Source organism: Pelomonas parva (assembly GCF_043555835.1).
In the GTDB taxonomy this organism is placed as follows: Bacteria; Pseudomonadota; Gammaproteobacteria; order Burkholderiales; family Burkholderiaceae_C; genus Pelomonas; species Pelomonas parva.
In genome coordinates this window covers 215200-241734 of the sequence record NZ_JBIGHV010000002.1, presented here as the reverse complement: position 1 = coordinate 241734, position 26535 = coordinate 215200, and the positions used below count along the sequence as shown (strand labels likewise).

5 protein-coding genes are annotated in these 26535 nt (G+C 69.6%); 3 read left to right on the top strand and 2 right to left on the bottom strand.

Going from position 1 to position 26535, the window contains the following annotated elements:
* Positions 1-15 precede the first annotated feature (15 nt).
* Entirely contained in the window at positions 16-21699 is a 21684-nt protein-coding gene (locus tag ACG00Y_RS04625; protein WP_394476434.1) for a VCBS domain-containing protein, read from the bottom strand.
* 412 nt (positions 21700-22111) lie between these two features.
* Between ACG00Y_RS04625 and ACG00Y_RS04620 the strand changes: the two genes are divergently transcribed.
* Both ACG00Y_RS04620 and ACG00Y_RS04615 read left to right on the top strand, forming a co-directional pair.
* Positions 22112-22924, top strand: a complete 813-nt coding sequence (locus ACG00Y_RS04620; protein WP_394476432.1) for a response regulator transcription factor — start codon at positions 22112-22114, stop codon at positions 22922-22924.
* Positions 22925-22951: 27 nt separating this feature from the next.
* Positions 22952-25264 carry a sensor histidine kinase gene (locus ACG00Y_RS04615; protein ID WP_394476430.1) on the top strand — a complete coding sequence of 771 codons (2313 nt, stop codon included), beginning with the start codon at positions 22952-22954 and terminating at the stop codon, positions 25262-25264.
* Between the two features lie 264 nt (positions 25265-25528).
* Here the strand turns inward: ACG00Y_RS04615 and ACG00Y_RS04610 are convergent, their stop codons facing one another.
* Positions 25529-25852, bottom strand: coding sequence for a helix-turn-helix domain-containing protein (locus ACG00Y_RS04610; protein WP_394476428.1), 324 nt, complete (start codon positions 25850-25852; stop codon positions 25529-25531).
* Between the two features lie 201 nt (positions 25853-26053).
* Between ACG00Y_RS04610 and ACG00Y_RS04605 the strand changes: the two genes are divergently transcribed.
* On the top strand, positions 26054-26533 hold the full coding sequence (locus tag ACG00Y_RS04605) for a hypothetical protein (RefSeq protein ID WP_394476426.1): 480 nt from the start codon (positions 26054-26056) through the stop codon (positions 26531-26533).
* Positions 26534-26535: the final 2 nt, after the last annotated feature.

Genomic DNA, 26535 nt, shown 5'->3' with positions numbered 1-26535 from the left:
GTCACTTTCAGCCTCTCAAGGGGGCAGGCCGTCTTCGACGACGGCGAATATGTTGTCGGTGCCGTACTGGTAGACGGCGTAGGAACCGCTGCCCGAGACGGTCTGGTTGGTGGCCACCTGGTTCCAGACGCCCGTCAGCGTCACGGTGTCGGTGCCACCGTCGCTGTCGATGACCAGCACGTGGCCCTTCTGGTAGGCGGCGTTGTCGACGGCGGTGTTGGTGTCGCCGGTCATGGCCAGCACGTCCAGGCCGCTCAGCGTCAACGCCTGGTCGCCGCTGCCCAGCTTGATGACTTCGATGTTCTCGACCCGCGTGTTGGCGATCGAACCGAAGTCGACCGCGCCGTTGCCGTTCAGGCGCAGCGTGTCGGTGCCGGTGCCGCCGTCGATGCGGAAGAAGGCGTTGCCGGTCACCTCCAGCGTGTCGTTGCCGGCGCCGCCGATGAGCACGTCGCGGCCGCCGTCGCCGGTCAGCGTGTCGGCGCCGGCATTGCCGATCAGCGTGTCGGCCAGGGCCGCGCCGCGCGTGGCGGTCAGCGTGCCGCCGTTGATGGTGCCGTTGCCGGGCGTGCTGTCGTTGAGGTCGGTGATGTGCTGCACGCCGGTGTTGATGCCCGAGGTGAAGTTCTCGTTGCCGTACAGGATCAGCGTGCTGGTGCCGGTGTTGCCGGAGTAGCTGAGGTCGTCCAGGCCGTCGCCGTCCACGTCGCCCAGTGCCTGCCAGAAGCTGCCGGCGCTGTTGGCGCCGCCGAGCAGCTGGATGCCGAAGTCCTGCACCTCAAGCAGGCTGATGTCGCGCCAGCCGCTGGCCTTGCCGAAGATCAGGTAGGCCGAGCCGCCGTTGGCGCCGGCCGTGCCGTTGGCAGACTCGTCGTCGCCGTAGGCCGCGATCAGGAAGTCGTTGTAACCGTCGCCGTTGACGTCGCCTGCCTGCGTGGCGTTGTAGCCGGCGTAGTCGAAGTCGACGCCGCCGGTGAGGCGGAAGCCCTTGCCCGACGCGGCCAGGTTGGCCAGGCTGAGGTTGGAACCCCAGCCCGAGGCCGAGCCGAACAGCACGTAGGCGCCGCCGTTGTCCTTGGCGCTGTAGTCGTTGGCGGCGTTGGCGGCGAACAGCAGGTCGTCGTAGCCGTCGCCGTTGATGTCGCCCAGGCCGCGGGTGTAGGTGGGGTTGATCGCCTGGCCGCTCTCCGCCGCGATGAAGGTCGAGGCCGCCACATTGGTGGAGGCGGCGATAGTGCTGCCCAGCGTGGTAGTGGCGTTCCAGGTGTTGCCGGCCTTGCCGAACACCACCGTGGCGCCGTTGCCGTCCCAGCTCATGACGAAGTCGCTGTAGCCGTCGCCGTTCACGTCGCCGGCCGAGGCGATGGCGTTGGTGTACTGGTTGCCGTTGGTGGTGACCGTCTTCTGCGTCCAGCTGTTGCTGGTGTTGTCCAGGCCTGTCCAGCCGCTGGCCGAGCCCAGCACCAGGCGCATGCCGTTGCCCACACCGGTGACGAAGTCGTCGAAGCCGTCGCCGTTCATGTCGCCCAGGCTCACCGGCGCCCAGTTGCTGCCCAGCTGCGCGCCCGCGGCGCCGATGAAGCTGCCGTCGGCCAGCGTGGCAGTGGTGGTGTAGGTGTAGATGGTGTTGGCCTCGGCGTTGGCCGGGCCGCGGTCGGGCAGGTCGGTGATGAGGTTGCTGGTGACGTTGTAGGTGGTGGGCAGCGCCGTGGCCGCGTTGAAGTCGTTGGCCAGCGTGGTGGTGGTGATGGCGCCGCCGGTCTTGTTGGTCAGCGCGGTGTTGCCGCCCAGGAAGAAGTACTGCCGGCCTTCGAGGGAGGTGGCCCAGCTGTCGTTGTTCCAGTCGGTGGAAAGGCTGGGCGCCCCGGGCGCCGTCTCGTAGCGCGCGGTGCTGCCGGTCGGGTTGGTGCCGGTGGGGTCGCTGCCGGACTTCTCGCCGCCCTCGTTGAACGTGAAGGTCTTGCTCGACTGGCTGGCGCCGATGACGAGGTCGCTGACGCCGTCACCGTTGATGTCCCCCAGGCCACCGAGGTAGCTGCCCAGGTTCTCGTTGGCGCTGGCCGAGCCGGTCAGCTTGATGGCGTTGCCGTTCACCGGCGCGGCCAGGCTCACCGCGCCGAGGCCACCGGCCTTGCCGTAGACCACGTAGGCCTCGCCGCTGTTGACGTTGTCGCCGCGTTGATTCAGCCGCGGGTAGCGGGCCCAGACGGTGTTGTTGACTTCCCAGTGCGGCCCGTCTTCGCGGCGCTCGTACCAGGGCAGCGTGGTGGTGGTCACCGCGTCCTGGCGCACCGCGAAGTCGGCGAAACCGTCGTTGTTGACGTCGCCGATGTTGCTGATGTACTGGCCCTGCGCGGTATCGAGCGCGCGGCCGCTGGTGACGGTGCTGCTGCGGAAGCCCGCCGGCAGCGCCAGCAGGTCGATGGTGGCGCCCTGGTAGGGCACGGTCCAGCTCGACACGATGCGCGTGATGTCCGTGTCCACCTTCATGTACAGGCCGTCGAGCGCGTAGGTGGTGTAGGTGGCGTCGCTGCCCATCACCGCCCATGGGCCTTCCAGCGTCAGTGTGTCGCCGGCATTGCCGTCCACCGTCAGCACGACGTTGGTGCCGTAGGCCGACGACAGCTGCCGCTCCATCAGGTAGACCGTCTCGATGTAGTTGAGGGTGAGGCTGTTGTCGCCGTCGCCGGTCAGGTCGATCTTCTCGAGGCTGCGCAGGCTGGCGCCGGCATAACCTGTCGTGTCCAGGTGGATGCCGTTGCCGACGAACCTCAGCGTGTCGATGCCGGTGCCGCCATCGATGAGCGCGAAGTTCAGGTCGGAGATGCCGATGGTGTCGTTGCCGGCGCCGCCGCGCAGGATGTCCGCGCCGCCCAGGCCGTAGAGGATGTCGTCGCCCTGCTGGCCGGAGATGCGGTTGGCGTTGAAGTCGCCCAGGATGGTGTTGTTCCCGGTGGTGCCGACCGACGAGAACGAGTCGCTGTAGTCGCCGCCGTTGATGACGAAGGCCTCGCCCGAGGCGTAGCCGTCACGGTGGTTGACCGGCATGCCGAAGACCATGTCGATGACGCCGTCGGCATTGAAGTCGCCGGAGGCGGCGGAGAAGCCGAGCTGCTCCTGCGGCAGGCCGCCGGTGATCTCCAGGCCGTCGGCGCCGAGCTGGTCGATGCTGATGCGGTTGGCCCAGTTCTCGCGCGCCTTGCCGAAGACGATGAAGGCGGCACCGGAGTCGACGTCGCCGTCGTTGCTGGCGAGGCGGTCCTGCGGGCTGGCGTCGTTGTCAGCGTAACGGCCGCCGGCCGTGAACAGCAGGTCGGCGAAGCCGTCCTGGTTGATGTCGCCGAACTCGACGACACGCGTCAGGATGTTGGTGGCGGTGCCGTAGATCTGCACGGCGCGGCCGGCATCCATCAGCTGCTGCATGTTCTGCACCGGCGCCCACTCGCCCGCCTGGCCGAACACCAGGTGGTACTGGCCATAGGCGTAGTTGCCGGGGACGTTGTAGTCACGCACATGCTGGAAGGAGCCGACGACGAAGTCGGGCGTGCCGTCGCCGTCCACGTCGCCCACGCCTTCGATCTGCTGGCCGGCCCACTGCTGCTCGAACTCGCCGTGGACCTGGCCTGGGTCGATCTGCACCGAGGCCTCGGTGCTGAAGTCCAGCGTCGTGGTGTTGCTGACACCGGCGTAGTAGGTGGTGACGGCCGCGTTGGCCGACTTGATGGCCTGGCTGTCCACCGTCAGGTAGTAGCCGCCGGCCAGCGCCAGGTCGGCGCCCGGGTTGACCACGACCTTGTAGCCGTCGAAGCTGACGTTGCCGCCCTGGCTGCCGTTGGTGCCGTCGCTGTCGGCCACGTCGAAGGACTCGATGAGCCGGCCGGTGTTGCTCCACAGCTTGATGAACTGTGCGCCGGGCGTGCTGCTGCCGGCAGTCACGGTCTCGCTGAAGGTGATCTCCAGGTTGTCGTTGATGGCGACCTTCAGCGAGCCGTCCACCACGTTGCCGCCGGCCATCGTCACCAGGCCGTTGGCGGTCGTGAAATTGAAGGCGCCCTGCGTGGTGTAGCCGGTGGCGCTGTTGCCGCTCAGGTCGGTCAGCGAGCCGGGGGCCACGTAGACGTCGTGGCCGGTGTTGTAGGCCAGGTTGGCGGCCGGGTTCAGCGTGATGGTCTTGTTGTTGACCGTCAGCACGCCGCCGTGGTCGCCGGTGATGGTGTAGACGCCGTTCACCGCCGTCGGCGCACTGCTCCAGGCGAAGGTCTCCACCGGCGTGCCGTTGTAGCTGCTGGTCAGGCGCAGCTGGACGGAGCCGCTGCTGCCCAGCAGCAGGGTTTCGTCGGCCTGGATGACGATGGCGTTCTCGACCGAGACGCCGGTGGCGTTGTCCACCGGCGTATGCAGGCGGGCGCCGTTGCTGAGCACCGGGCCGGTCGCGTCGGCTGCCGTGGTGTAGGTGAAGGTCTGGGCCACGCCGCCGTTGAAGGCATTGCCGGCCAGGTCCTGCATGCCGTTCAGCGTCACCGTCGTCAGCGTGTTGCCGGCGAAGGTGGTGCCGAAGTTCAGGCCGTAGACGTTGCTGTTCTGCACATGGGAGTTGCCACTGCCCGGGTAATACACCGAGCCGCCTCGGCTGCCCAGGCCGGTCTGCAGGTCGAAGGTCTCCAGCACCACGCCACCTTGCGAGAAGCTGATGGTGCCGTAGGGCTTGATGTGCTCGTTGAAGGTGAAGTCGAGGCGGAAGACCGGTGGGTTGGCGTTGATGTCTGTCGGCGCCACGAAGATGCCGGTGCTGCCGCCGGCCGTGGCGATGTTGACCGACCCGCCGCTGAAGCTGAGCAGCGCATTGGCGGTCAGCGTGGGCGCGGTCGCGTCATTCAGCGCCGAGCCGGTGGTGCTGAAGTTCCATGCCGTGCTGTTGCTGATGCCGGCGAAGTAGTTGCCCGCCAGGTCCTTGATGGCCGTCGGGTCGATGGTGACGTAGTAGCTGGTGTTCGGCGTCAGCGGGTTGAACGCAAAGATCTGCAGGCTGCTGTTGGCGATGTTGCTCCAGCTGCCCAACATCGCCTTGCCGCCCTGGCTGCCAAGGCCGGTGGCCATGTCGAAGCGCTCCACCAGCGCGCCGGTGGCCTGGTTGTACAGGCTGACGTAGCCGGTCCCCATGGCCACGCTTTCGGTGAAGCTGGTGTGCAGGTCGGGGTTCTGCGTCAGCGGCACGCCGGTGGCGTTGTCCTTGGGGAAGGTGTAGTCCGGGTTGTAGGCGCTGCGCAGCGTCGGCGCCGTGTTGTCGCGCTGCACGACGATGGTGTTGCCCCAGCCGTCGGCCTTGCCGAAGACGATGTAGCCGCTGCCGCTGCGCTCCTGCTGGCCGTTCGGGCCGGCGTTGTCCAGGCCCGGGCCGCCGATGGCGAAGTCGTCGAAGCCGTCGCCGTTGACGTCGCCAATGGCGGCGATGTCGGCGCCGATCTTGGTGATGTTGGCCGCGTCGGAGCTGATGATGACCCCTTGCGCGGGCGTCATCGTGTTGGCGTTGATGTTGCCGCGGTCGGCGCCGCCGAACACCAGGTAGACCTTGCCGCTCTCGTGGCCACTGGTGAGGCCGTGGCTCCACATGCAGGCCAGCGTGTAGTCGTCATAGCCGTCACCGTTGACGTCGCCCACGCCGGTGATGGTGTTCAGCGTGCCGCTGCCGTAGAAGCCGCTGACGTTGACGGTGTAGCCGTTGGCGCTGCCGGTGACAAAGGTGCCGGCGCTGGTGATGTCGACGTCGGTCCAGGTCGTGCGGCCGTAGATGACGCGGAAGGTGTTGGTGTCGGTGGTGGACGCCAGCAGGTCGTCGATGCCGTCGCCGTTGACATCGCCAATGGACGTGACGCCGTAGGTCTGCTCCTTCCAGTCCGAGAACTCGGGCAGGTTGGTCGGGCCGACGCCGTTGATCTTGAAGCCCTGGCTGCCCAGGTTGTTGAGGTCGAACTGGCCGGTCATCGAGGTCGTGCCGAAGACGACGAAGGCCGAGCCGAGCTGGTTGACGATGATGTCGTCTATGCCGTCCTGGTTGACGTCGCCCGCGTTCTCCACCTTCCAGCCGGCGTACTTGTCGATGCCGGCGCTGACGAGCAGCGCGCCGTCGTCGGCATTGAACGAGAAGGCGCTGAGCTGCGGCGTCGGGTTGATCTGCGTGACCACGACGCCCGGCGTGTAGTACAGCTTGCCGCCGTCGGCGGTGGTGAGCAGCTTGTAGGTGACGCCGTTCAGCACGGCGTCTGGCGCGGTGGCGATGTCGCTCCACTCGCCGTAGATGTCAATGGTGTCCGTGCCGGCCGTGCCCTTGACCACCAGCGTCTTGTCCGCGTCGGTCATCTCGGCCAGCTTCTGCGTCGACAGGACGAGCTTGTTGGCGGCGCCCGAGCCGGCGGCCAGGTCGATCTCCTCGATGTTGGTGACCGAGCTGGGCGCCAGCACCGGCGTGTTGATGGTGCCGGCGAACTGGAAGTAGACCTTGTCGTAGCCGCGCCCACCGTCCACGCCGGTGAAGCTCATGCTGTTCAGGCGGATCAGGTCGTCGCCGTCGCCGGTGATGGCGCCGCCGTTGGTGGCCACCAGCACGTCGTCGGCCGCCGAGCTGCCGATGGCGATGCTGCCGCCCAGCTCGTTGGTGATCTTCATCGTCACCTCGGAGACCACCTGCAGCATCGCGCTGCCCTTTTGCAGCACGGTGTAGATGCGGCCGTCGGCATCCGACTCCAGCCCCTTGGCCACCCAGCCGCCGTACAGGTTGAGCACGTCGCCCAGGTCGCCCATCACGGTGACGCGGTCGGTGTCCGACAGCGCCAGCACCGAGGCCTCGTCCAGCCGCACGGTCTGGTTGCCGTTGCCGCGCAGGTCCAGCACCTCGAAGCCCTTGACCACGCCGCCGGCGGCGACCGTCAGGTCCACGTCGCCGGTGCTGCTGTTGGTGCCGTTCTGCGTGCCGGCGATGCCGCCGTCGGCGTCCACCACACGGATGTTCAGCGTGTCGGTGCCGGTGCCGCCAAACACGCGCAGGTCGGCCGCGTCGTACAGCACCTGGTCGTTGCCGGCCCCGGCGTCGAGGATGTCGGCGCCCGCGCCGCCGTCGATCGTGTCGTTGCCGCCATCGGTCTTGATGGCGTCCTGGCCGGCGGTGCCGGTCAGGGTGTCGTCGCCGCTGGTGCCGCGGGTCAGCGCGGTCAGCGTCACGCCGCCGTTCAGCACCAGGTTGGTCGTGAGGGCACCGTCGACGAAGACCACGTCGTTGGCGTCGCCGTCGACGGTCACCGTGCCAGCGCTCGCACCCATGCCGGCCAGCGAGGCTTCGTCGAGGATCAGGTAGTTGGCGCCCGTGACGTTCAGCTCGATGGTCTCGAAGCCGGTGATCGTGGGCCGCAGTGCGCCCGTCGCGGGGCGGCCGGGGTCTTGCAGGTCGATGATCTCGCCGTCGGTCAGCACGCGCAGCGTGTCGATGTCGGCGCCGCCGGCCAGGCTGGTGTCGGCCGCGTCGTAGACGAGGATGTCGTCGCCGCTGCCGCCGTCCATCAGGTCGCTGCCGGAGCCGCCGATCAGCGTGTCGTTGCCGGCCATGCCGCGGATGTCGTCGCCGCCGGTGCCGCCGGTCAGCGTCTCGCTGCCGCTGCTGCCGACGATCTGGTCACCCTTGACCATCTTCAGGCCGCCCAGCACCGTGACCTGGGCGCCGTCCGTCGCATAACCGACGAACTTGTTGTACGTGACGCCGGCCAGCAGCTGCGAGCCGCGCGCCTCCCAGTTGCCGGCCAGGCGCACAGAGTCGCCCACGTCGCCGGTGACGATCAGCGTCTCGGTGTCGGCGGACAAGGCCTGGACGTCGTCCGGGTTGGCCACCAGCGTGTTGTTGCCGGTGCCGATGATGTCAATCTTCTCGATGCCGCTGATGACGTTGTCGGCGATGTCTGTCAGGTCCAGCGTGCGGCCGGCGCCCTGCAGCTGCAGCGTGTCGTTGCCGACACCGCCGGAGACGACCGCGTCGTCCGCGTCATAGACCAGCAGGTCGTCGCCCGCGCCGCCAAGCAGCGTGTCGTCGCCCGCACCGCCGTCGAGCTTGTCGTTGCCGGCCAGCGCGTCCAGCGTCTGGTTGCCGGCGCCTGCCTCCATGGTGTTGGCCAGCGCGGTGCCGGTGTAGGTGATGGCCACGACCACCGCCGCAGCGATGTTCAGCGTCTGGCCGTCTAGCGTGTAGCTCGTGTAGCCACCGGCGGTGGCGCCCTGCACCCAGTTGCCGAGCAGCGCGACGCTGTCGCTGGCGTCGCCCTCGATGCGCAGGTTGGCGCTGCCGTTCAGCGCCACAGCGTTGGCACCCGTGGTGGTGAGCGTGACGTTGCCGGAGCCCACGACCAGGTCGATGACCTCGATGTCGGTGACGGTGTTGCCGGCGACGTTGTTCAGGTTCAGGTTGGCCGTGACGCGCAGCGTGTCGCTGCCGTCACCGCCGTCGATGACCACATCGGCCGCGTCGTAGACCAGCGTGTCGTCGCCCGCGCCGCCGCGCAGCACGTCGGCACCGGCGTCGCCGTCCAGCGTGTCGTTGCCGCCCAGGCCGCGGATCACGTCGGCGCCGGCGGTGGCGCCGGGCAGCGGGTTGTCGCTGTCGCTGTCGCCGTTGGGGTCGTCCACCACGGCGCTGACCGTGATGGCCGTCTGCAGGCGCACCGTGGCGCTGCCGTTGGTGTAGGTGGTGTAGCCGCCGGCCGTGGCGCCGGTGACCCAGCTGCCGACCAGGTAGACCTTGTCGCCGGCATTGCCCAGCACGTCCAGCGCGTCGCTGTCGGACAGGGCGATCACCGAGGCCGCGTCGATGACCAGCGTATTGGCGCCGCCGCCGGTGATGTTGATGGCCTCGATGCCGGTGATCGTCGGCCGCAGGCCGCCTGCGGCCGGCCGGGCCAGGTCGCCGAAGTCCAGCACCACGCCGCTGGCGCTGCCGCGGAACTGCAGCGTGTCGGTGCCGGTGCCGCCGTCGGCCAGGTCGTCGTCGGCGTCGTAGACGAGCGTGTCGTCGCCGCTGCCGCCGGTCAAGGTGTCGGCGCCCGCGCCGCCATCCAGCGTGTCGTTGCCGCCGCCGCCGTCCACCTCGTCGGCGCCCGCGCCGCCGGTGAGGGTGTCATTGGTGACGCTGCCGGCATAGACGATGTCCAGCGTGACGGCCGGGTCCACCAACACGGTGGCGACAGTGCCGCCGATGGTCAGTGTGAACTTGACGTAAGGCTGCGTGGCGCCGCCGTTGTAGCTGACCGGCTGCGTGCCAGCGCCGATCCAGTTGCCGGTGAGGGTGAGCTTGTCGCCGCTGTCGCCATGGACCTTCAGCGTGTCGGCGGTGTCGGAGAAGGCCAGCACGTCGGCGCCGTCGAGCTTGAGCTCCTGCAGGCCGTGGCCGGTGAGGTCGATCTCCTCGATGCCGATGAAGCGGTCGTCGGCGATGGCCGTGAAGTCGACCAGCGTGTTGTCGGCGATGACGAGCGTGTCGGTACCCACGCCGCCATCCACCAGCGTGTCGTTGGCGTCGAACCGCAGGCTGTCGTTGCCCGCGCCCGCCAGCAGCGTGTCGCTGCCGGCGCCGCCGATCAGCACGTTGGCGCCGTCGGTGCCGGTGAGGTGGTCGTTGCCCGCGCCGCCGATGACGTTCTCGAAGTTGCGCAGCACGTCGGTGCCGATGCCGGCGCCGCTGGCGGTCTGCGTGGCGAGGTTGGCGACGATGGCCGCCGTCTGCGCGCTGTAGTCGATGGTGTCGACGCCGCTGCCGCCGTCGAGCGTGTCGTTGCCGGAGCCGGCGGTGACGCTGTCGTCGCCGATGCCGGCGTCCACGGTGTTGGCGCCCTCACCGGCCGCGATGCTGTCGTTGCCGGCGCCGCCGTCCAGGCTGTCGTCACCGGCACCGCCGGAGAGCGTGTCGTTGCCGTCACCGCCCGTCAGCGTGTCGTTGCCGAGGCCGCCGTCCAGGTTGTCGTTGCCGGCGCCGCCGAGCAGGATGTCGTCGCCGTCGGCGCCGCTGATCGTGTCGTCGCCGTCGCCGCCGTCCAGCGTGTCGTTGCCGCTGCCGTTGCTGTTGGCCTGGTCGCCGCCGTAGAGCGTGTCGTTGCCGGTGCCGCCGCGCAGCGTGTCGTTGCCGGCGCCGCCGATCATCAAGTCGTTGCCACTGCCGCCGTCGCCGTCGTCCTCGCCGGCGCCGGCGTCGAAGGTGTCGTCGCCGCCATTGCCGCTGTAGACATCGCTGCCGCTGCTGCCGATGCTGGTCTGGGCCGTGTCGTCGGAGCTGAAGATGTAGCCGACGGTGATGCCGGCCTGCACCTTGAGCGTCGCGCCGTTGTAGGTGTAGACGTTGTAGGTGGTGCTGCCGATGACCTCGGTGGGGATGCCGGTGGTGGGCCAGTTGGCGCCCACCAGGCGCACGCTGTCCTCCGCGCCGCCGTTGATGATGAGCGTGCCGGTGGACAGGCCGCCGGTCATGGCGCGGATGTCGGCGTCAGACAGCTTGACGTACTGCACGCCGCCGTCGCTGATGTCGAGGACTTCCAGGTTCTGCAGCACTTCGTCGCGCACGAGGGTCAGGTCCAGCGTGCTGATGCCGGCGCGCACGAGCAGCGTGTCGCCGCTGCCGGCGCCGCCGTCGACCAGCGCGTCGTTCTCGTCGAAGACGAGGGTGTCGTTGCCGGCGCCGCCGGAGAGCGTGTCGCCGCCATCGGCGCCGTCGATGAAGTTGTCGCCGTCGCTGCCGATGATGATGTCGGCGCCGCCGGAGCCGACGATGTTCTCGACATTGCTGAGCGTGTCGGTGCCGGCCGTGGAGCCGGCCTGGCTGACGCCCTGCGAGGTACCGGCCAGCACGTTGTAGGCGTAGTCCACGCCGTTGACGCGCACGGTGATGCTGTGCGTCGTGCTGCCCAGGTTGACGATGACGGGGCCGTTGATGTCGCTGTACGAGAGCGTGTCGATGTCGGCGCCGCCGTCGATGCTGTCGTTGCCCGCGCCGCCGCGCAGCGTGTCGTTGCCCGCGCCGCCCACGAGGGTGTCGACGCCGGCATTTCCCCAGAGGATGTTGGCGTTGGCGTCGCCGGTGAGCGTGTCGTTGGCGCTGCCGCCGGCGAGGTGCTCGATGTTGGCCAACGTGTCGGTGCCGATGCTGGCGCCGGTGGCCGTGCCGGTGGCCAGGCTGGCGGTGACTGCCGTGGCTTGGTCGGAATAGTCGGCGATGTCGCCGTCGGTGGCGCCGATGCCGTGGCCGCCGCCGTCCAGGCTGTCGGTGCCGGCGCCGCCGCGCAGCGTGTCGTTGCCCGCGCCGCCCTGCAGCGTGTCGTTGCCCGCGCCGCCGGAGAGCAAGTCGTTGCCGTCGTTGCCGGCCAGCAGGTTGTCGCCGTTGTCGCCGGTCAGGCTGTCGTTGCCGCTGCCGCCCTGCACGTTCTCGAAACCGCTGAGCGTGTCGCTGCCGCCCAGGCCGTCGCTGGCGGTGCCGGCGAGCAGGTTGACGGTGACGGCGCTGCTGCTGGCGCTATAGATCGCGGTGTCGATGCCACCGCCGCCAATCAGTGTGTCGTTGCCGGCACCGCCGGTGATGCTGTCGTTGCCCAGGCCGCCATCGAGGCGGTTGGCGCCGCTGTCGCCCACCAGCGTGTCGCCACCGGCGCCGCCGGTGAGGTTCTCGATGGAGACAAAGGTGTCGCTGCCGCCGCTGCCGTCGGTGGCCGTGCCGCTGGCGAGGCTGGCGCTGACGGCGTTGGTCTCGGCGCTGTAGTCGGCCGTGTCGGTGGCCGTGCCGCCGTCCAGCAGGTCATTGCCGGCGCCGCCGGCCAGCGTGTCGTTGCCCAGGCCGCCGGAGAGGCTGTCGTTGCCGCTGCCGCCGGTCAGCGCGTTGAACTCGTCATTGCCGGTGCCGGTGGCGTCGGCGCTGCCGGTGAACACGAGGTTCTCGACATTGGCGCCCAGCGCATACACGGTCAGCGCGGTGCGCACGGTGTCGGTGCCGCCGCCGCCGAGTTCGGTGACGGTGTCGGCCGCGTCGTCCACGGTGTAGGTGTCGTCGCCGAGGCCGCCGGTCATCGCGTCGGCACCCGTGCCGCCGTCGAGTTGGTCCGCGCCGGCGTTGCCGATCAAGGTGTCGTTGCCACCGCCGCCGGTCAGCGTGTCGTTGCCGCTGCCGCCGGTGATGGTGTTGTCCAGCGCATTGCCTGTGCCGGTGAAGGCGCCGGTGCCCACGCCGTTGAAGGCGGCGTTGCTGTAGCTGAGGTTCTCGACATGGGCGCCGAGGGTGTAGCTGGTGAGCGTGGTGCGGACCTCGTCCGTGCCTTCGCCGGCCGCTTCGGTGACGCTGTCGCCCACCGCGTCGACGTTGTAGAGGTCGTCGCCGGCGCCGCCGCTCAGCGCGTCGTTGCCGGTGCCGCCGTCGAGCAGGTCGCTGCCGTCGCCGCCGCTCAGCGTGTCGGTGCCGGCCAGGCCGTAGAGGCTGTCGTTGCCGGTGCCGCCGGTGATGACGTTGTCCAGCGTGTTGCCGGTGCCGCTGGCGCTGCCGCCGGTGAGGCGCAGGTTCTCGACGTTGGCGGCGAGCGTATAGCTGGCGAGTGCGGTGCGCACTTCGTCCGTGCCCTGGCTGGCGGCCTCGACGACGCTGTCGCCCGCCGCGTCGACGATGTAGGTGTCGTTGCCCTGGCCGCCGGTGAGGGTGTCGTTGCCGGCGCCGCCGTCCAGCAGGTCGTCGCCGACGTTGCCGGTGATGACGTTGTCCAGCACGTTGCCGGTGCCGGTGGCGTTGGCGCTGCCGGTGAAGGTGAAGGTGAGCTTCTCGACGTTGGCGGTCAGCGTGTAGCTGGCCAGCGTGGTGCGCACCTCGTCGTTGCCTGCGTTGAGGTTTTCGACGACCACGTCGTTGGCGTCCACCACCACGTAGATGTCGTCGCCCGAGGTGCCGGTGCGCGTGTCGGCGGTGCCGGTCATGGTGACCGTGATGACCTGCTGCGTGCCGTCCGCCGAGGCCACGGTGAGGCTGTCGGTGTAGGCCGTGCCGGTGACGAACGCGTCCTGCGCGCTGCCCATGGTGTAGGTCCACACGCCGGCGGTGTCGATGCTGAACGTGCCGTAGCCGTTGCTGCCCGCGACGTTGGTCTGCGCGACGAAGCTGGCGGTGCTGTCGACATCGCTGACGGCCAGCGTGCCGCCGGTGCTCTGCGCGGCGTCGGTCTCGGTCAGCGAGGCGGTGCTGGTGCCGGTGATCACCGCAGCGTCGTTGCTGCCGGTGAGGGTGACGGTGATGACTTGCTGTGTGCCATCGGCGGTGGCGACGGTGATGCTGTCCGTGTAGTTCGAGCCCGCCACGAACGCGTTGTGGGCGCTGCCCATCGTGTACGTCCACACGCCGGCCGTGTCGATGCTGAACGTGCCGTAGCCGTTGCTGCCGGCCGCGCCGGTTTGCGCGACGAAGGCGGCGGAGCTGTCGATATCACTGGCGGCGAGCGTGCCGCCTGTGCTTTGTGCAGTGTTGCTCTCGGTCAGCGCTGCAGTGCTGGCGCCGGTGATGACGGCGGCATCGTTGCTGCCGGTGAGCGTGACGGTGATGACTTGCTGCGTGCCATCGGCGGTGGCGACCGTGAGGCTGTCGGTGTAGGCGTTGCCGGCGACGAAGGCGTCTTGCGCACTGCCCATCGTGTACGTCCACACGCCGGCCGTGTCGATGCTGAAGCTGCCGTAGCCGTTGCTGCCGGCCACGCTGGTCTGGGCGATGAAGGCGGCGGAGCTGTCGACGTCGGTCGCACCCAGCGTGCCGCCGGTGCTTTGCGCGGCGTTGCTCTCGGTCAGCGCAGCCGTGCTGCTGCCGGTGATGACGGCGGCGTCGTTGCTGCCGGTCAGGGTGACCGTGATGACCTGCTGCGTGCCGTCGGCCGTGGCGACGGTCAGGCTGTCGGTGTAGGTCTGACCGCCGACGAAGGCGTCCTGCGCGCTGCCCATCGTGTAGGTCCACACGCCAGCCGCATCGATGCTGAAACTGCCGTGGCCATTGCTGCCGACCACGCCGGTCTGGGCGATGAAGGCGCCGGAGCCGTCCACATCGGTCGCGCTCAGCGTGCCGCCGGTGCTTTGCGCCGCGTTGCTCTCGGTCAGCGCGGCGGTGCTGGAGCCCGTGATGACGGCGGCATCGTTCGTGCCGGTGAGCGTGACGGTGATGACTTGCTGCGTGCCGTCGGCGGTGGCGACCGTGATGCTGTCGGTGTAGGCCGTGCCCGCCACGAAGGCATCGTGCGCGCTGCCCATCGTGTACGTCCACGCGCCGGCCGCATCGATGCTGAAGCTGCCGTAGCCATTGCTGCCGGCCACGCCGGTCTGGGCGACGAAGGCGGCGGCGTTGTCCACGTCGGTCGCGGCCAGCGTGCCGCTGGTGCTTTGCGCTGCGCTGCTCTCGGTCAGCGCAGCCGTGCTGGTGCCCGTGATGACGGCCGCGTCGTTGCTGCCGGTGAGGGTGACCGTGATGACCTGCTGCGTGCCATCGGCCGTGGCGACCGTGAAGCTGTCGGTGTAGGCCGTGCCCGCCACGAAGGCATCGTGCGCGCTGCCCATCGTGTAGGTCCACGCGCCGGCCGTGTCGATGGCGAAGCTGCCGTAGCCATTGCTGCCGGCGACGCCGGTCTGCGCGACGAAGGCAGCGGAGCCGTCCACGTCGGTTGCGCCCAGCGTGCCGCTGGTGCTTTGCGCGGCGTTGCCTTCGGTCAGCGCTGCGGTGCTGCTGCCCGTGATGACGGCGGCGTCGTTGCTGCCGGTGAGGGTGACGGTGATGACTTGCTGCGTGCCGTCGGCGGTGGCGACCGTGAGGCTGTCGGTGTACGTCGAGCCCGCCACGAAGGCGTCCTGCGCGCTGCCCAGCGTGTAGGTCCACGCGCCAGCCGCATCGATGCTGAAGCTGCCGTAGCCGTTGCTGCCAGCCGCGCCGGTCTGGGCAACGAAGGCGGCCGAGCTGTCCACGTCGGTCGCGCTGAGCGTGCCGCCGGTGCTTTGCGCGGCATCGCTTTCGGTCAGCGAGGCGGCGTTGCTGCCGGTGATGACGGCCGCATCGTTGGTGCCCGTGAGGTTGACGGTGATGACCTGCTGCGTGCCGTCAGACGTGGCGACCGTGAAGCTGTCGGTGTAGGCCGTGCCCGCCACGAGGGCGTCCTGCGCGCTGCCCATCGTGTACGTCCACGCGCCCGCCGCGTCGATGCTGAAGGAGCCATAGCCGTTGCTGCCGGCCACGCCGGTCTGGGCGACGAAGGCGGCCGAGCCGTCGACATCGCTGGCGGCGAGCGTGCCGGCAGTGCTCTGCGCGGTGTTGCTCTCGGTCAGCGCCGCAGTGGATGCGCCTGTGATGACGGCCGCGTCGTTGGTGCCGGTGAGCGTGACGGTGATGACCTGCTGCGTGCCGTCGGCCGTGGCGACGGTCAGGCTGTCGGTGTACGTGCGGCCGCCCACGAAGGCGTCATGTGCACTGCCCATCGTGTACGTCCACACGCCGGCCGCGTCGATGCTGAAGCTGCCGTAGCCATTGCTGCCGGCCACGCCGGTCTGCGCGACGAAGGCGGCCGAGCCGTCCACGTCGGACGCGGCGAGCGTGCCGCCGGTGCTTTGCGCGGCGTTGCTTTCGGTCAGTACGGCGGTGCTGCTGCCGGTGATGACGGCTGCGTCGTTGCTGCCGGTGAGCGTGACGGTGAGGACCTGCTGCGTCCCGTCGGCCGTGGCCACCGTGATGCTGTCGGTATAGACCGTGCCTGCCACGAGCGCGTCCTGCGCGCCGCTGAGGGCGTAGGTCCACGCGCCGGCCGCATTGATGCTGAACGTGCCGTGGCCGTTGCTGCCGGCCACGCCGGTCTGGGCAACGAAGGCCGCCGAGTTGTCCACGTCGGTGGCGCTGAGCGTGCCACCCGTGCTCTGCGACGCGTTGCTCTCGGTCAGCGCCGCCGTACTCGTGCCAGTGATGACGGCCGCATCGTTGCTGCCGGTGATCGTGACGGTGATGACCTGCTGCGTGCCATCGGCGGTTGCCACGGTGATGCTGTCGGTGTAGGCCGTGCCTGCCACAAAGGCATCGTGGGCGCTGCCCGCCGTGTAGGTCCATGCGCCGGCCGCGTCGATGCTGAAGCTGCCGTAGCCATTGCTGCCCGCCACGCCGGTCTGCGCGACGAAGGTGGCCGGCTCCGCCGGGTAGGCCGCCTGCAGCGTGCCGGTGGCGGTGAGCGCAGCGTTGGTTTCGGTGAGGTTGGCGTCCGCCGTGCCGGTGATGTCGAGACCCGAGCTGAGCACCACGCCACCGCTGAGTTCCAGCCGCAGCGTGTCGCCGTCGTGCTCCCGTGTGTAGACGGTGACGCCGTTGGTGCTGCCCACCAGCGTCCATTGCTCGGTGACCACCACGCTGTCGCCCGCATCGCCGCTGATGCGCAGCGTGTCGCCATCGGCGGGCAGCAGCGCACGCAACGCCTCGCTCGACAACGCCACTTGCGTGGTGGAGCCACTGGCCCCGCCACCCAAGTCCAAGGCCTCGATGTTGCGCAGCACGACCTGGCTGTTGCCGAGGTCGGCATCGCCGTCCAGGCGCAGCGTGTTGACGCCGGTGCCGCCGTCGGCGCCGATGTCGTTGCCGTCGTAGACCAGCGTGTCGTTGCCGGCGCCGCCGCTGAGCTGGTCGCTGCCTGCGCCGCCGTCGAGCACGTCGTTGCCGCCGCCGCCCTGCAGCGACTCGTCGCCGGCGCCGCCGTCCACCGTGCCGCCGGCCGCTGGCGCGGTCAGCGTCGAGGTCAACTCCACGCCAGGCGCCAGGCGAATGACGATGGTGCCGCCCACGCCGTCGGGGCGGCTGTAGTCGGTGTAGCCGGCCGGCGTGTCGGGGCCGTTGCTCGGCTCCCAGACTTCGGTGACGCTGATCACGTCGCCCGCGTCGCCGTTGATGAGCAGCACGTCCTGACCGGCCGGCAGCAGGTCGCGCACCGTCGTGCCGGACAGGTCCACGTTGCTGGCGCCGCCGCTGAGGTCCAGTGCCTCGATGTTGCGCAGGTCCACCAGGCTGTTGCTGAGATCGCCGTCACTGCCCAGCTTCAGCGTGTTGACGCCTTCGCCGCCATCGGCGCCGATGTCGTTGGGGTCGTAGACCAGCGTGTCATTGCCGGCACCGCCGCTGAGCTGGTCGCTGCCCGCACCGCCGTCGAGCACGTCGTTGCCGCCGCCGCCTTGCAGCGACTCGTCGCCAGCGCCGCCGTCCACCGTGCCGCCGGCCGCTGGCGCGGTCAGCGTCGAGGTCAACTCCACGCCGGGCGCCAGGCGAATGATGATGGTGCCGCCCAGGCCGTCGGGGCGGCTGTAGTCGGTATAGCCCGCCGGCGTGTTGGGGCCGTTGCTCGGCTCCCAGACTTCGGTGACGCGGATCACGTCGCCCGAATCGCCGTTGATGAGCAGCACGTCCTGACCGGCCGGCAGCAGGTCGCGTACCGTCGTGCCGGACAGGTCCACGTTGCTGGCGCCGCCGCTGAGGTCCAGTGCCTCGATGTTGCGCAGGTCCACCAGGCTGTTGCTGAGGTCGCCGTCACTGCCCAGCTTCAGCGTGTTGACGCCTTCGCCGCCGTCCGCGCCGATGTCGTTGGGGTCGTAGACCAGCGTGTCATTGCCGGCGCCGCCGCTGAGCTGGTCGCTGCCTGCGCCGCCGTCCAGCACGTCGCCTCCGCTACCGCCCTGCAGCGTTTCGTTGCCCGCACCGCCGGCCACCGTGCCACCGCTGGCCGGTGCCGTCAGCGTCGAGGTCAACTCCACGCCGGGCGCCAGGCGAATGATGATGGTGCCGCCCAGGCCGTCGGGGCGGCTGTAGTCGGTATAGCCCGCCGGCGTGTCGGGGCCGTTGCTCGGCTCCCAGACTTCGGTGACGCGGATCACGTCGCCCGCGTCGCCGTTGATGAGCAGCACGTCCTGACCCGCCGGCAGCAGGTCGCGCACCGTCGTGCCGGACAGGTCCACGTTGCTGGCGCCGCCGCTGAGGTCCAGCGCTTCGATGTTGCGCAGGTCCACCAGGCTGTTGCTCAGGTCGCCGTCACTGCCCAGCTTCAGCGTGTTGACGCCTTCGCCGCCATCGGCGCCGATGTCGTTGGGGTCGTAGACCAGCGTGTCATTGCCGGCACCGCCGCTGAGCTGGTCGCTGCCTGCGCCGCCGTCCAGCACGTCGCCGCCGCTGCCGCCCTGCAGCGTTTCGTTGCCCGCGCCGCCAGCCACCGTGCCGCCGCTGGCAGGTGCGCTGAGGGTGGAGGTCAGCTCGACGCCAGGCGCCAGGCGAATGACGATGGTGCCGCCCAGGCCGTCGGGCCGGCTGTAGTCGGTATAGCCGGCCGGCGTGTTCGGGCCGTTGCTCGGCGTCCAGACTTCCGTCACGCGGATCACGTCACCCGCGTCGCCGGTGATCACCAGCACGTCCTGACCCGCCGGCAGCAGGTCGCGCACGGTCGTACCGGACAGGTCCACGTTGCCGGCGCCGCCGCTCAGGTCCAGCGCCTCAATGTTGCGCAGGTTGACCAGGCTGTTGTTGAGGTCGCCGTCACCGCCCAGCTTCAGCGTGTTGAGGCCTTCGCCGCCATCGGCGCCGATGTCGTTCGGGTCGTAGACCAGTGTGTCGTTGCCGGCACCGCCGCTGAGCTGGTCACGGCCTGCGCCGCCGTCCAGCACGTCGCCGCCGCTACCGCCCTGCAGCGTTTCGTTGCCCGCACCGCCAGCCACCGTGCCACCGCTGGCCGGGGCGCTGAGGGTGGAGGTCAGCTCGACGCCAGGCGCCAGGCGGATGACTATGGTGCCGCCCAGGCCGTCGGGCCGGCTGTAGTCGGTATAGCCGGCCGGCGTGTTCGGGCCGTTGCTCGGCGTCCAGACTTCCGTCACGCGGATCACGTCACCCGCGTCGCCGGTGATCACCAGCACGTCCTGACCCGCCGGCAGCAGGTCGCGCACGGTCGTACCGGACAGGTCCACGTTGCCGGCGCCGCCGCTCAGGTCCAGCGCCTCAATGTTGCGCAGGTTGACCAGGCTGTTGTTGAGGTCGCCGTCACCGCCCAGCTTCAGCGTGTTGAGGCCTTCGCCGCCATCGGCGCCGATGTCGTTCGGGTCGTAGACCAGTGTGTCGTTGCCGGCACCGCCGCTGAGCTGGTCACGGCCTGCGCCGCCGTCCAGCACGTCGCCGCCGCTACCGCCCCGCAGCGTTTCGTTGCCCGCACCGCCAGCCACCGTGCCACCGCTGGCCGGGGCGCTGAGGGTGGAGGTCAGCTCGACGCCAGGCGCCAGGCGGATGACTATGGTGCCGCCCAGGCCGTCGGGCCGGCTGTAGTCGGTGTAGCCCGCCGGCGTGTTCGGGCCGTTGCTCGGCGTCCAGACTTCCGTCACGCGGATGACGTCACCGGCGTCGCCGGTGATCACCAGCACGTCCTGGCCCGCCGGCAGCAGGTCGCGCACCGTCGTGCCAGACAGGTCCACCTTGCCGGCGCCGCCGCTCAGGTCCAGCGCCTCGATGTTGCGCAGGTTGACCAAGCTGTTGTTGAGGTCGCCGTCACCGCCCAGCTTCAGCGTGTTGAGGCCTTCGCCGCCGTCGGCGCCGATGTCGTTCGGGTCGTAGACCAGTGTGTCGTTGCCGGCACCGCCACTGAGCTGGTCACGGCCTGCGCCGCCGTCCAGCACGTCGCCGCCGCTACCGCCCTGCAGCGTTTCGTTGCCCGCACCGCCGGCCACCGTGCCGCCGCCGGCTGGGGCGGTGAGGGTTGCGGTCAGTTCGACGCCAGCAGCCAGGCGAATCACCACCGTGCCACCGAGGCCGTCCGGTCGGCTGTAGTCGTTGTAGCCGGCGGGCGTGTTCGGGCCGTTGCTCGGCGTCCAGACTTCCGTCACGCGGATCACGTCGCCTGCGTCGCCGTTGATGAGCAGCACGCTCTGGCCGGCGGGCAGCAGGTCCCGCACCGTCGTGCCGGAGAGGTTGACGGCCTTGCTGGCGCCGCCGCTCAGGTCCAGCGCTTCAATGTTGCGCAGCGTGACCAGGCTGTTGCTGAGGTCGCCGTCGCCGTTCAGGCGCAGCGTGTTGACGCCTTCACCACCGTCGGCACCGATGTCATTGGCGTCGTAGACGAGTGTGTCGTCGCCGGCGCCGCCGTTGAGCTGGTCGCGGCCCGCGCCGCCGTCGAGCACGTCATTGCCGGTGCCGCCCTGCAGTGCGTCGTTGCCCGCGCCGCCGGTCAACGCGGTGTCCGCCGGGCCGGCCACGATGGTGGCCTGGTCCTGCACCGTCAGCACGGCCGGCGACCCGCCTGCCACGCCATTGACCACCGAGACCACCTGCACCGACAGCGTGCCTTCAGCCTGTCGCGTGGCGTCTCGTGCGATGGGCACGCTCACGGTGGCCTCAGTGGCACCGGCCAGCACGGTCACGCTGTACACGCCGGCCACGATGCGGCCGTCGCCCGTGCCGCTGACTTGCACGCTCACCGTCACGTCAATGGTGGTGGGCGTCGTCAACGAAATCGGCACCTGGGCGACGCCCGTGCTCTCGTCCACCACCAGGTCATGGACTGACACGGTAGGCACCAACAGCGGCGCCGGCAGTGGCGCTACCGGCGCGGGCGCTGTCGGCGCAGCGACAGGCGCGCTCACGACCGAAGCCGGCGGCAGCGGCGCCGCAGGTGCGCCATCGCCGGACGAACCGGAGGACACGCCGCCCGCGCCGGAAATAGGGGCCAGCGAGGTGCTGCCGGCGGAGCCGGGCACTGCCGCGCCGGTGAAGCCCGACAGGCCCGCCAGGCCGGCCGGGCCGCCCGTGGAGCCCAGCACGCTGGCAGCGCCGGACGAACTGCTGCTCAACGCGGCGTCCACGTTGCCTGCCGAACCGCCCACGCCGGAACCCGCCCCGGCGCCAGCGCCCGCACCAGCCAGGCTGGTGATCGAGGTGACCTGGGCGGCCGAGGGGGAGTCGGGGCTGCGGGCGGTTTCCACACCGGCCTGCAGGGTGACGCCGGTGCTGCCCACGGCCAGGCCGCTGCCATCCGCGCTGCTGCCGTTGGCGTGCACTGACACGCCAGCGCCGGGCGTCGCCACAGCGGCACTGATGCCGATCGGCAGCACGGTGGTTTCCTGGCTGGTCGGGTTGACGGTCACGCCAACGCCCTGGCCCTTGGCCACGACGCGGCCGGCGGGGGTTTCGATCGTGATGCCGAGGCTGTCGGCGCTTTCGCCGACCACCACGGTGCCAGCCACCAGGCGCACGCTCACCAGCGTCTCGTCACCAACCGGCTGCGTCTGCATCAGCAGGCGCGATTGCGCGCCCAGCGTGGCGGACACGGTGCGGTCGTCGGCCGGCGAGCCGTTGCGCTGCAGGTCCAGCTTGACCGGGCCGGCATCACCGCTTTCGACGACGTCGCCCAGCAGCAGCAGGTCGCCGGGACGCAGGGCCACCATCGTCCCGTCCCGCAGCACGCGTGCCGTGGCGCCGCTCTCGCGCACCTTGCCCACCACGGGGGGCGGGGCCTCGGCGGCAGCCGCAGGACCGGCGGCTTCGCCGGCTTGCGGCGCGGCCGCAGGCACATCACCACTGGCTTCCGGGCCTTGCACCGTCTCGGCGGGGAGCTGCTGCTTCGTGCCAGTGGTGGTGGCTTCGGCGACGTTCTGAGGCGCCTGGGGAGCTTGTTGCGCTGCGACCATGGTGGGGAAGGCTCTGAAAAAACGTCAAAAACGAAACCACAGGGGCACAGCGGGTGCCCCTGACAGCGAGGGGTGTGGGGACTTCAAAGAGCTTGGCCAGGCACGCAGCCCGACCGCCAGGCAACGCGGTGCCGGCCAGGCTCCGCAACGGCGCGTTTGTCGTGCACGCCGGTGCACCCTCATGCGGGTAAAGCTCGTGCTTGTTCTGGAAAAACCGGCCGGCCGAGACGGCGGCACGTTTTGTGTGCGCAAGTGCCGGTTTTCCGGCCTCCGCACCGCCGGCGCCCACTTGACCTTGCGCGAGCCGGCCGGCCCGGGCCGATGTGAAAATGCCCCGAATGTTTCCGTCTGAAACCGCTGCCAACTGCACGTCACGCCCCGCGCGCACGGGATGCGCGGCAGGCAAGTCCTGATGAACCTCGGCCTTCCCCCTGCGCGCACCCGACCCCGCCTGCTGCTGATCGACGACGACCCAGGGGCCCTGCGCGAGCTGGTGGCGATCCTGCAAGGTGATTTCGACGTGCAGCACGCGCTCGACGGGCGCAGCGGCCTGCACCGTGCGCAGGCATTGCGGCCCGACCTGATCCTGCTGGACGTGGTGATGCCGGGTACCGATGGCCATGCGGTGTGCCGCCTGCTGAAGGCCGATGCCAGCACGCGCGACATCCCGGTCATCTTCCTGACGAGCGTGCAAGCCGTCGAGGAGCGCCTGCAAGGCTTTGCGCTGGGTGCCGTCGACTATGTCGGCAAGCCGTTTGCTGCAACCGAGGTGCGGGCACGCGTGTTCGTGCATCTCCGTTTGTCCGGGCGGGTCGCCGCCAGCGATCCCGCCCTCACCCCTGCCGAGGGCGCCGAGCCGGCCACGTCCGTGCAGGTCCACGCCGCCATGCGCTACATCGCCGAGCACCTGGCCGTCCTCCCCACGGTCTCTCAGATCGCACAGAGCGTGGGCACGCACGAGGTTCGCCTGCTGGCCTTGTTCCGCCAGCAGCTGGGGCTCACCGTGTCGGGCTACATCGCCGAGGAACGCGTGCGTACCGGCTGCCGCCTGCTGGTGGAAACGCAGATGAGCGTGCAGGAGATCGCCAACGAAGTCGGCTACAGCAGCCCGGGGAATTTCATCAGTGCCTTCAAGGAGCGCATGGGCGTCACGCCCAAGGCCTGGCGCGAGTCGGACCACAGCGGCCACGCGACGCTGCCGTCCGAGAGCCGCGGGCTCGGCTGATCGATGGGGAGGCGCTGGTCACGGGCGGTGCTGTTCCTGCTGTGGCTGGCCTGCGTTGCGCCGGCCTGCGCCTCTGAGGCCGTCCTGCGCTGGTCGGTCTGGGAGGACCGCAGCGCCAGCCTGTCCCTGGCCGAGGTGCAGGCCCGTGACGCCGAGTTCCGCCCAACCACGCCGCGGCTGCTGAACCCGGGCTACAGCACCTCGGCCTGGTGGCTGCGGCTGGACGTGGACGTGCCTGCCGGCGACCCCTGGGAGCGCTGGGTGGTGCTCGGGTCGGCGCGGCTGCCCGACGTGCGTCTGTGGGCGCAGACGGCGCAGGGTTGGCAGGGCCAGCACGCCGGCACAACCGTGCCGCATGCGCGCTGGCCGCTGGACACGCCGACAGCGAGTTTTGCGGTCGGGCTGCCGGGCGGGCAGCGCAGCAGCCTCTACCTGCGCGTGGCCGGGCCCACCGCGCTGGCGCTGCACACCACGGTCTGCAAGCCGGATGACTGCCTGCGCGCCCAGGCGGGGCGCCTGGCGCTGGGCAGCGCGATCAGCGCCTTCCTCACGGTGGTGGCCATCGGCTGCGTGGCGATGACCTTGATGCTGCGCCAGCCCGCCGCCCTGACGGTGGCCGGCTTCTCGGTGGTCTACGGGTTCTACGAGCTGGCCGAGCAGGGACTGGCGTTCCAGTACCTGTGGCCGGAGTCGACCGGGTGGGCCACGCGTGGGCTGATCCCGATGATCGCCCTGACCCACATGATGCGTGCGCTGGTGCTGTATGCGCTGCTCGCAGGCGACCTGCCGCAGCGCTGGTTGCGCTGGCTGATGCTGGCGCTGGTGGCGCTGTATCCGCCCATCATCGCGCTGAGCTGCGTGTACGAGCCCCGGGACATCGGCCCGGTGGTGCTGCCACTGATGATGGTCGGCGTGCTGCTGGGCCCGGCACTGGCCTGGATGGCCTGGTGGCGCGGGGCACGCCACGGCCTGCCGGTCGCCGTGCTGATGACGCTGACGCTGCTGGCTGGCCTGGCACGTTTCGCCGAGGCGGCGGACCTGCTGTCGCCCTCGGTGTTCACGCAGTTCTTCGTGCCGGCGATCAGCGTGTTCAGCGGTCTGGCGATGCTGGCCATCCTGCTGTCACACATGCGCAAGCTCGACCGCGAAGGGGCCGCAGCCCTGGCCATGCTCCAGGAAACCCGCAAGAGCCAGGCGCAGCGGGCACGCCTGCTGGCCTACATCGGCCACGACCTGCGCGCGCCGCTGGTCACCACCCTGACGCATCTGCGCGAGCTGGAGCCGGCGCGTGACACACCGCAGCGGGCCGCGCGCAGCGGCATCGAGCGCAGCGTGGCGCACCAGCTCGAACTGATCGATGAACTGGTGGCCCACGCCCGCGGCGAGACCGATCAACTGGACCTGGTGCCGACCGCCTGCTTTCTCCACGGGCTTCTGCACGAGGTGGCCGACCAGGGCCGGGGGCTGGCGGGCCTGCGCGGCAACCGCTTCGAGGCCCGCATTGCCGACGACCTGCCGGAGGTCGTGGCGGTGGACGCCAAGCGGCTGCGTCAGCTGCTGATCAATCTGCTCTCCAATGCCGCCAAGTACACCGACGGCGGGCAGATCGGCCTGTCCGCCACCCTGGAGCGCGGCCGGTCGGGCGCGCCGGGCTGGCTGCGCTGCGAGGTGGTCGACGACGGCCCCGGCATCGCCGCAGCCGACCTGCCGCGCATCTTCGAGCCGTTCTGGCGCGCACCCGACCAGGCGGGCAAGCCCGGCACCGGCCTGGGCCTGGCCATCGCACTGCAACTGGCGCAGGCGATGGGCGGCACGCTCGAGGTCAGCAGCCAACCTGGCCAGGGCAGCCGCTTCCTGCTGACCCTGCCGCTCAGCCCGGCTGCGGCCAGCGAGGTCGCCTGGCCCAGCCTGGCGGCGGAAGCCCCCTCCCCGCTGGGCCGCGGCCGCTTGGCACTGCTGGTCGATCCCGATGCCGGCTGCACCGAGCATCTGGCGGAGTTGTTGTATGCCGCCGAATTCGACCTGCGGTCCAGTGCGGACGCAGGACAGACCGCCGAACTGCTTGCCGAGCTGCGACCGGCGCTCGTGATCGTGGGCGATGTCGGCGCTGCGGCAGCCGGCCAGCTGCTGCAGTCCTGCCGGGCGCAGCCCCGGCCGCCGGCCACCGTGCTCTATACCGGCCGGCCTCAGCCTGCGGCCCGGCCTGGCGAGCCCGAGTTCGGCGCGCGCTGTCTTAAGCCCATGACGGGCCCCGCCTGGTGGTCGCTGCTGAGCGATCTGCTTCACGATCAGGCGGCTCCCGCCCCCTGCGGCCCGGCAAAGAGATCATCCGCGCCCTGACCTGGATGCCTCCGACCGCGAGACCTGTCCGGGTGCAGGAGGGCTCGCAAAGGGATGCTGAGGGCGGCGGCTAGCTTGCTCGCATTGTTGGCTGTATCAAGCTGTTTGAGCCTATCCAAGCCGTATGGCTGTATAGCCGTTTAGCAGTTTCCTCAGCGCGGAAAAGTTCAGAGGAAGAATTCGATCCGAAGCGACGCGCTACCTCACGCACAAATATAGATAGGGCATCGGCGCTGGAAGCGCCATAACGCCTTGTCTCGTCAACTACTCCTGCCCTTGCAAAGCCGCCAGGGCATGTCTGCGTGCGGCCTTAGGCGCACGATGAAACGCCAAAACCATCTGCGCCATCTCATCGTTGTCGCAGTACAGAAAGGCAGTGGGGACTTGCAGCACGTGCGCGAGCCGCACGGACATCTGGTAGTCCGGGGCGTGAACCCCAAGCTCATAGCGGTTGATTCGCGTCGATGCCACGAACTCATCCAGGCCGGCATCGATTCCAAGCTGCTTCTGACTGAAGCCAAGGGCGACCCTCGCCTCCTTTAAGCGCTTCGGCCAGACCTCCCCTGCAGCAATCTCCGCCTTCGCCATGTTGCTACGAGGGTCGTAGTTTCCATACAATCCGACTACTACGAATTACGTAGCTTGCTGTGTTGGGGTGCGAGCGCGGCTGCGCAAGCTCACCTCGATGAAGGGGATGTGATGGCAAACACTTGGCCCACCAAACCACTCTGCTGCAGGTACGTCCTTGCAGAGTTCAAGACCCTCGCCTTGCCCGTCCGACGGGGCGCCGTGGTCGAGCAATCCCGCTGGCGTTGGGCTCTGGGTCTGTTTAAGGGGGACCAGTACGAGCTGCTGGGCGCCTGGTCTGCGCAAGTACCTGCGCTGAGCGTTGCCCATGAACTGCACGACCGCGGCATCGAGTACATCAAGGCGATTTCCACTGAAGACGGCGTGGACTGCACATCGACCTATCCCGATGCGGTCGCCTGGTCGGCGTGTATCGATCCTGATGCTGCAGGCACCTTCGGCCCACGGCGCCGTGCCGCACTTCTGTCGGCCAGCGCGACTGCTGCACGCTTGCAGGCCAGCCTCACCCGCACGATCAAGCGCCAGGCCCCGTTCGCGGACGAGGGTGCCGCCGCTGCGTTCCTGATGCACGCCCTCGAGAACGCCGACCGTCAGCTCCAGGGCCTGCCCAAGCTGAGATTCAAGACGGCCCTGCGGCGTTCTCGCGCCGCGGGGGCGCCTGCCTCGCAGCAAGCCGCCTGACC

What these genes read in the sequence shown, in the direction of transcription:
- ACG00Y_RS04625 (WP_394476434.1), bottom strand. Translation starts at nt 21,699, where the DNA reads ATGGTCGCAGCGCAACAAGCTCCCCAGGCGCCTCAGAACGTCGCCGAA.
- ACG00Y_RS04620 (WP_394476432.1), top strand. Translation starts at nt 22,112, where the DNA reads ATGAACCTCGGCCTTCCCCCTGCGCGCACCCGACCCCGCCTGCTGCTG.
- ACG00Y_RS04610 (WP_394476428.1), bottom strand. Translation starts at nt 25,852, where the DNA reads ATGGCGAAGGCGGAGATTGCTGCAGGGGAGGTCTGGCCGAAGCGCTTA.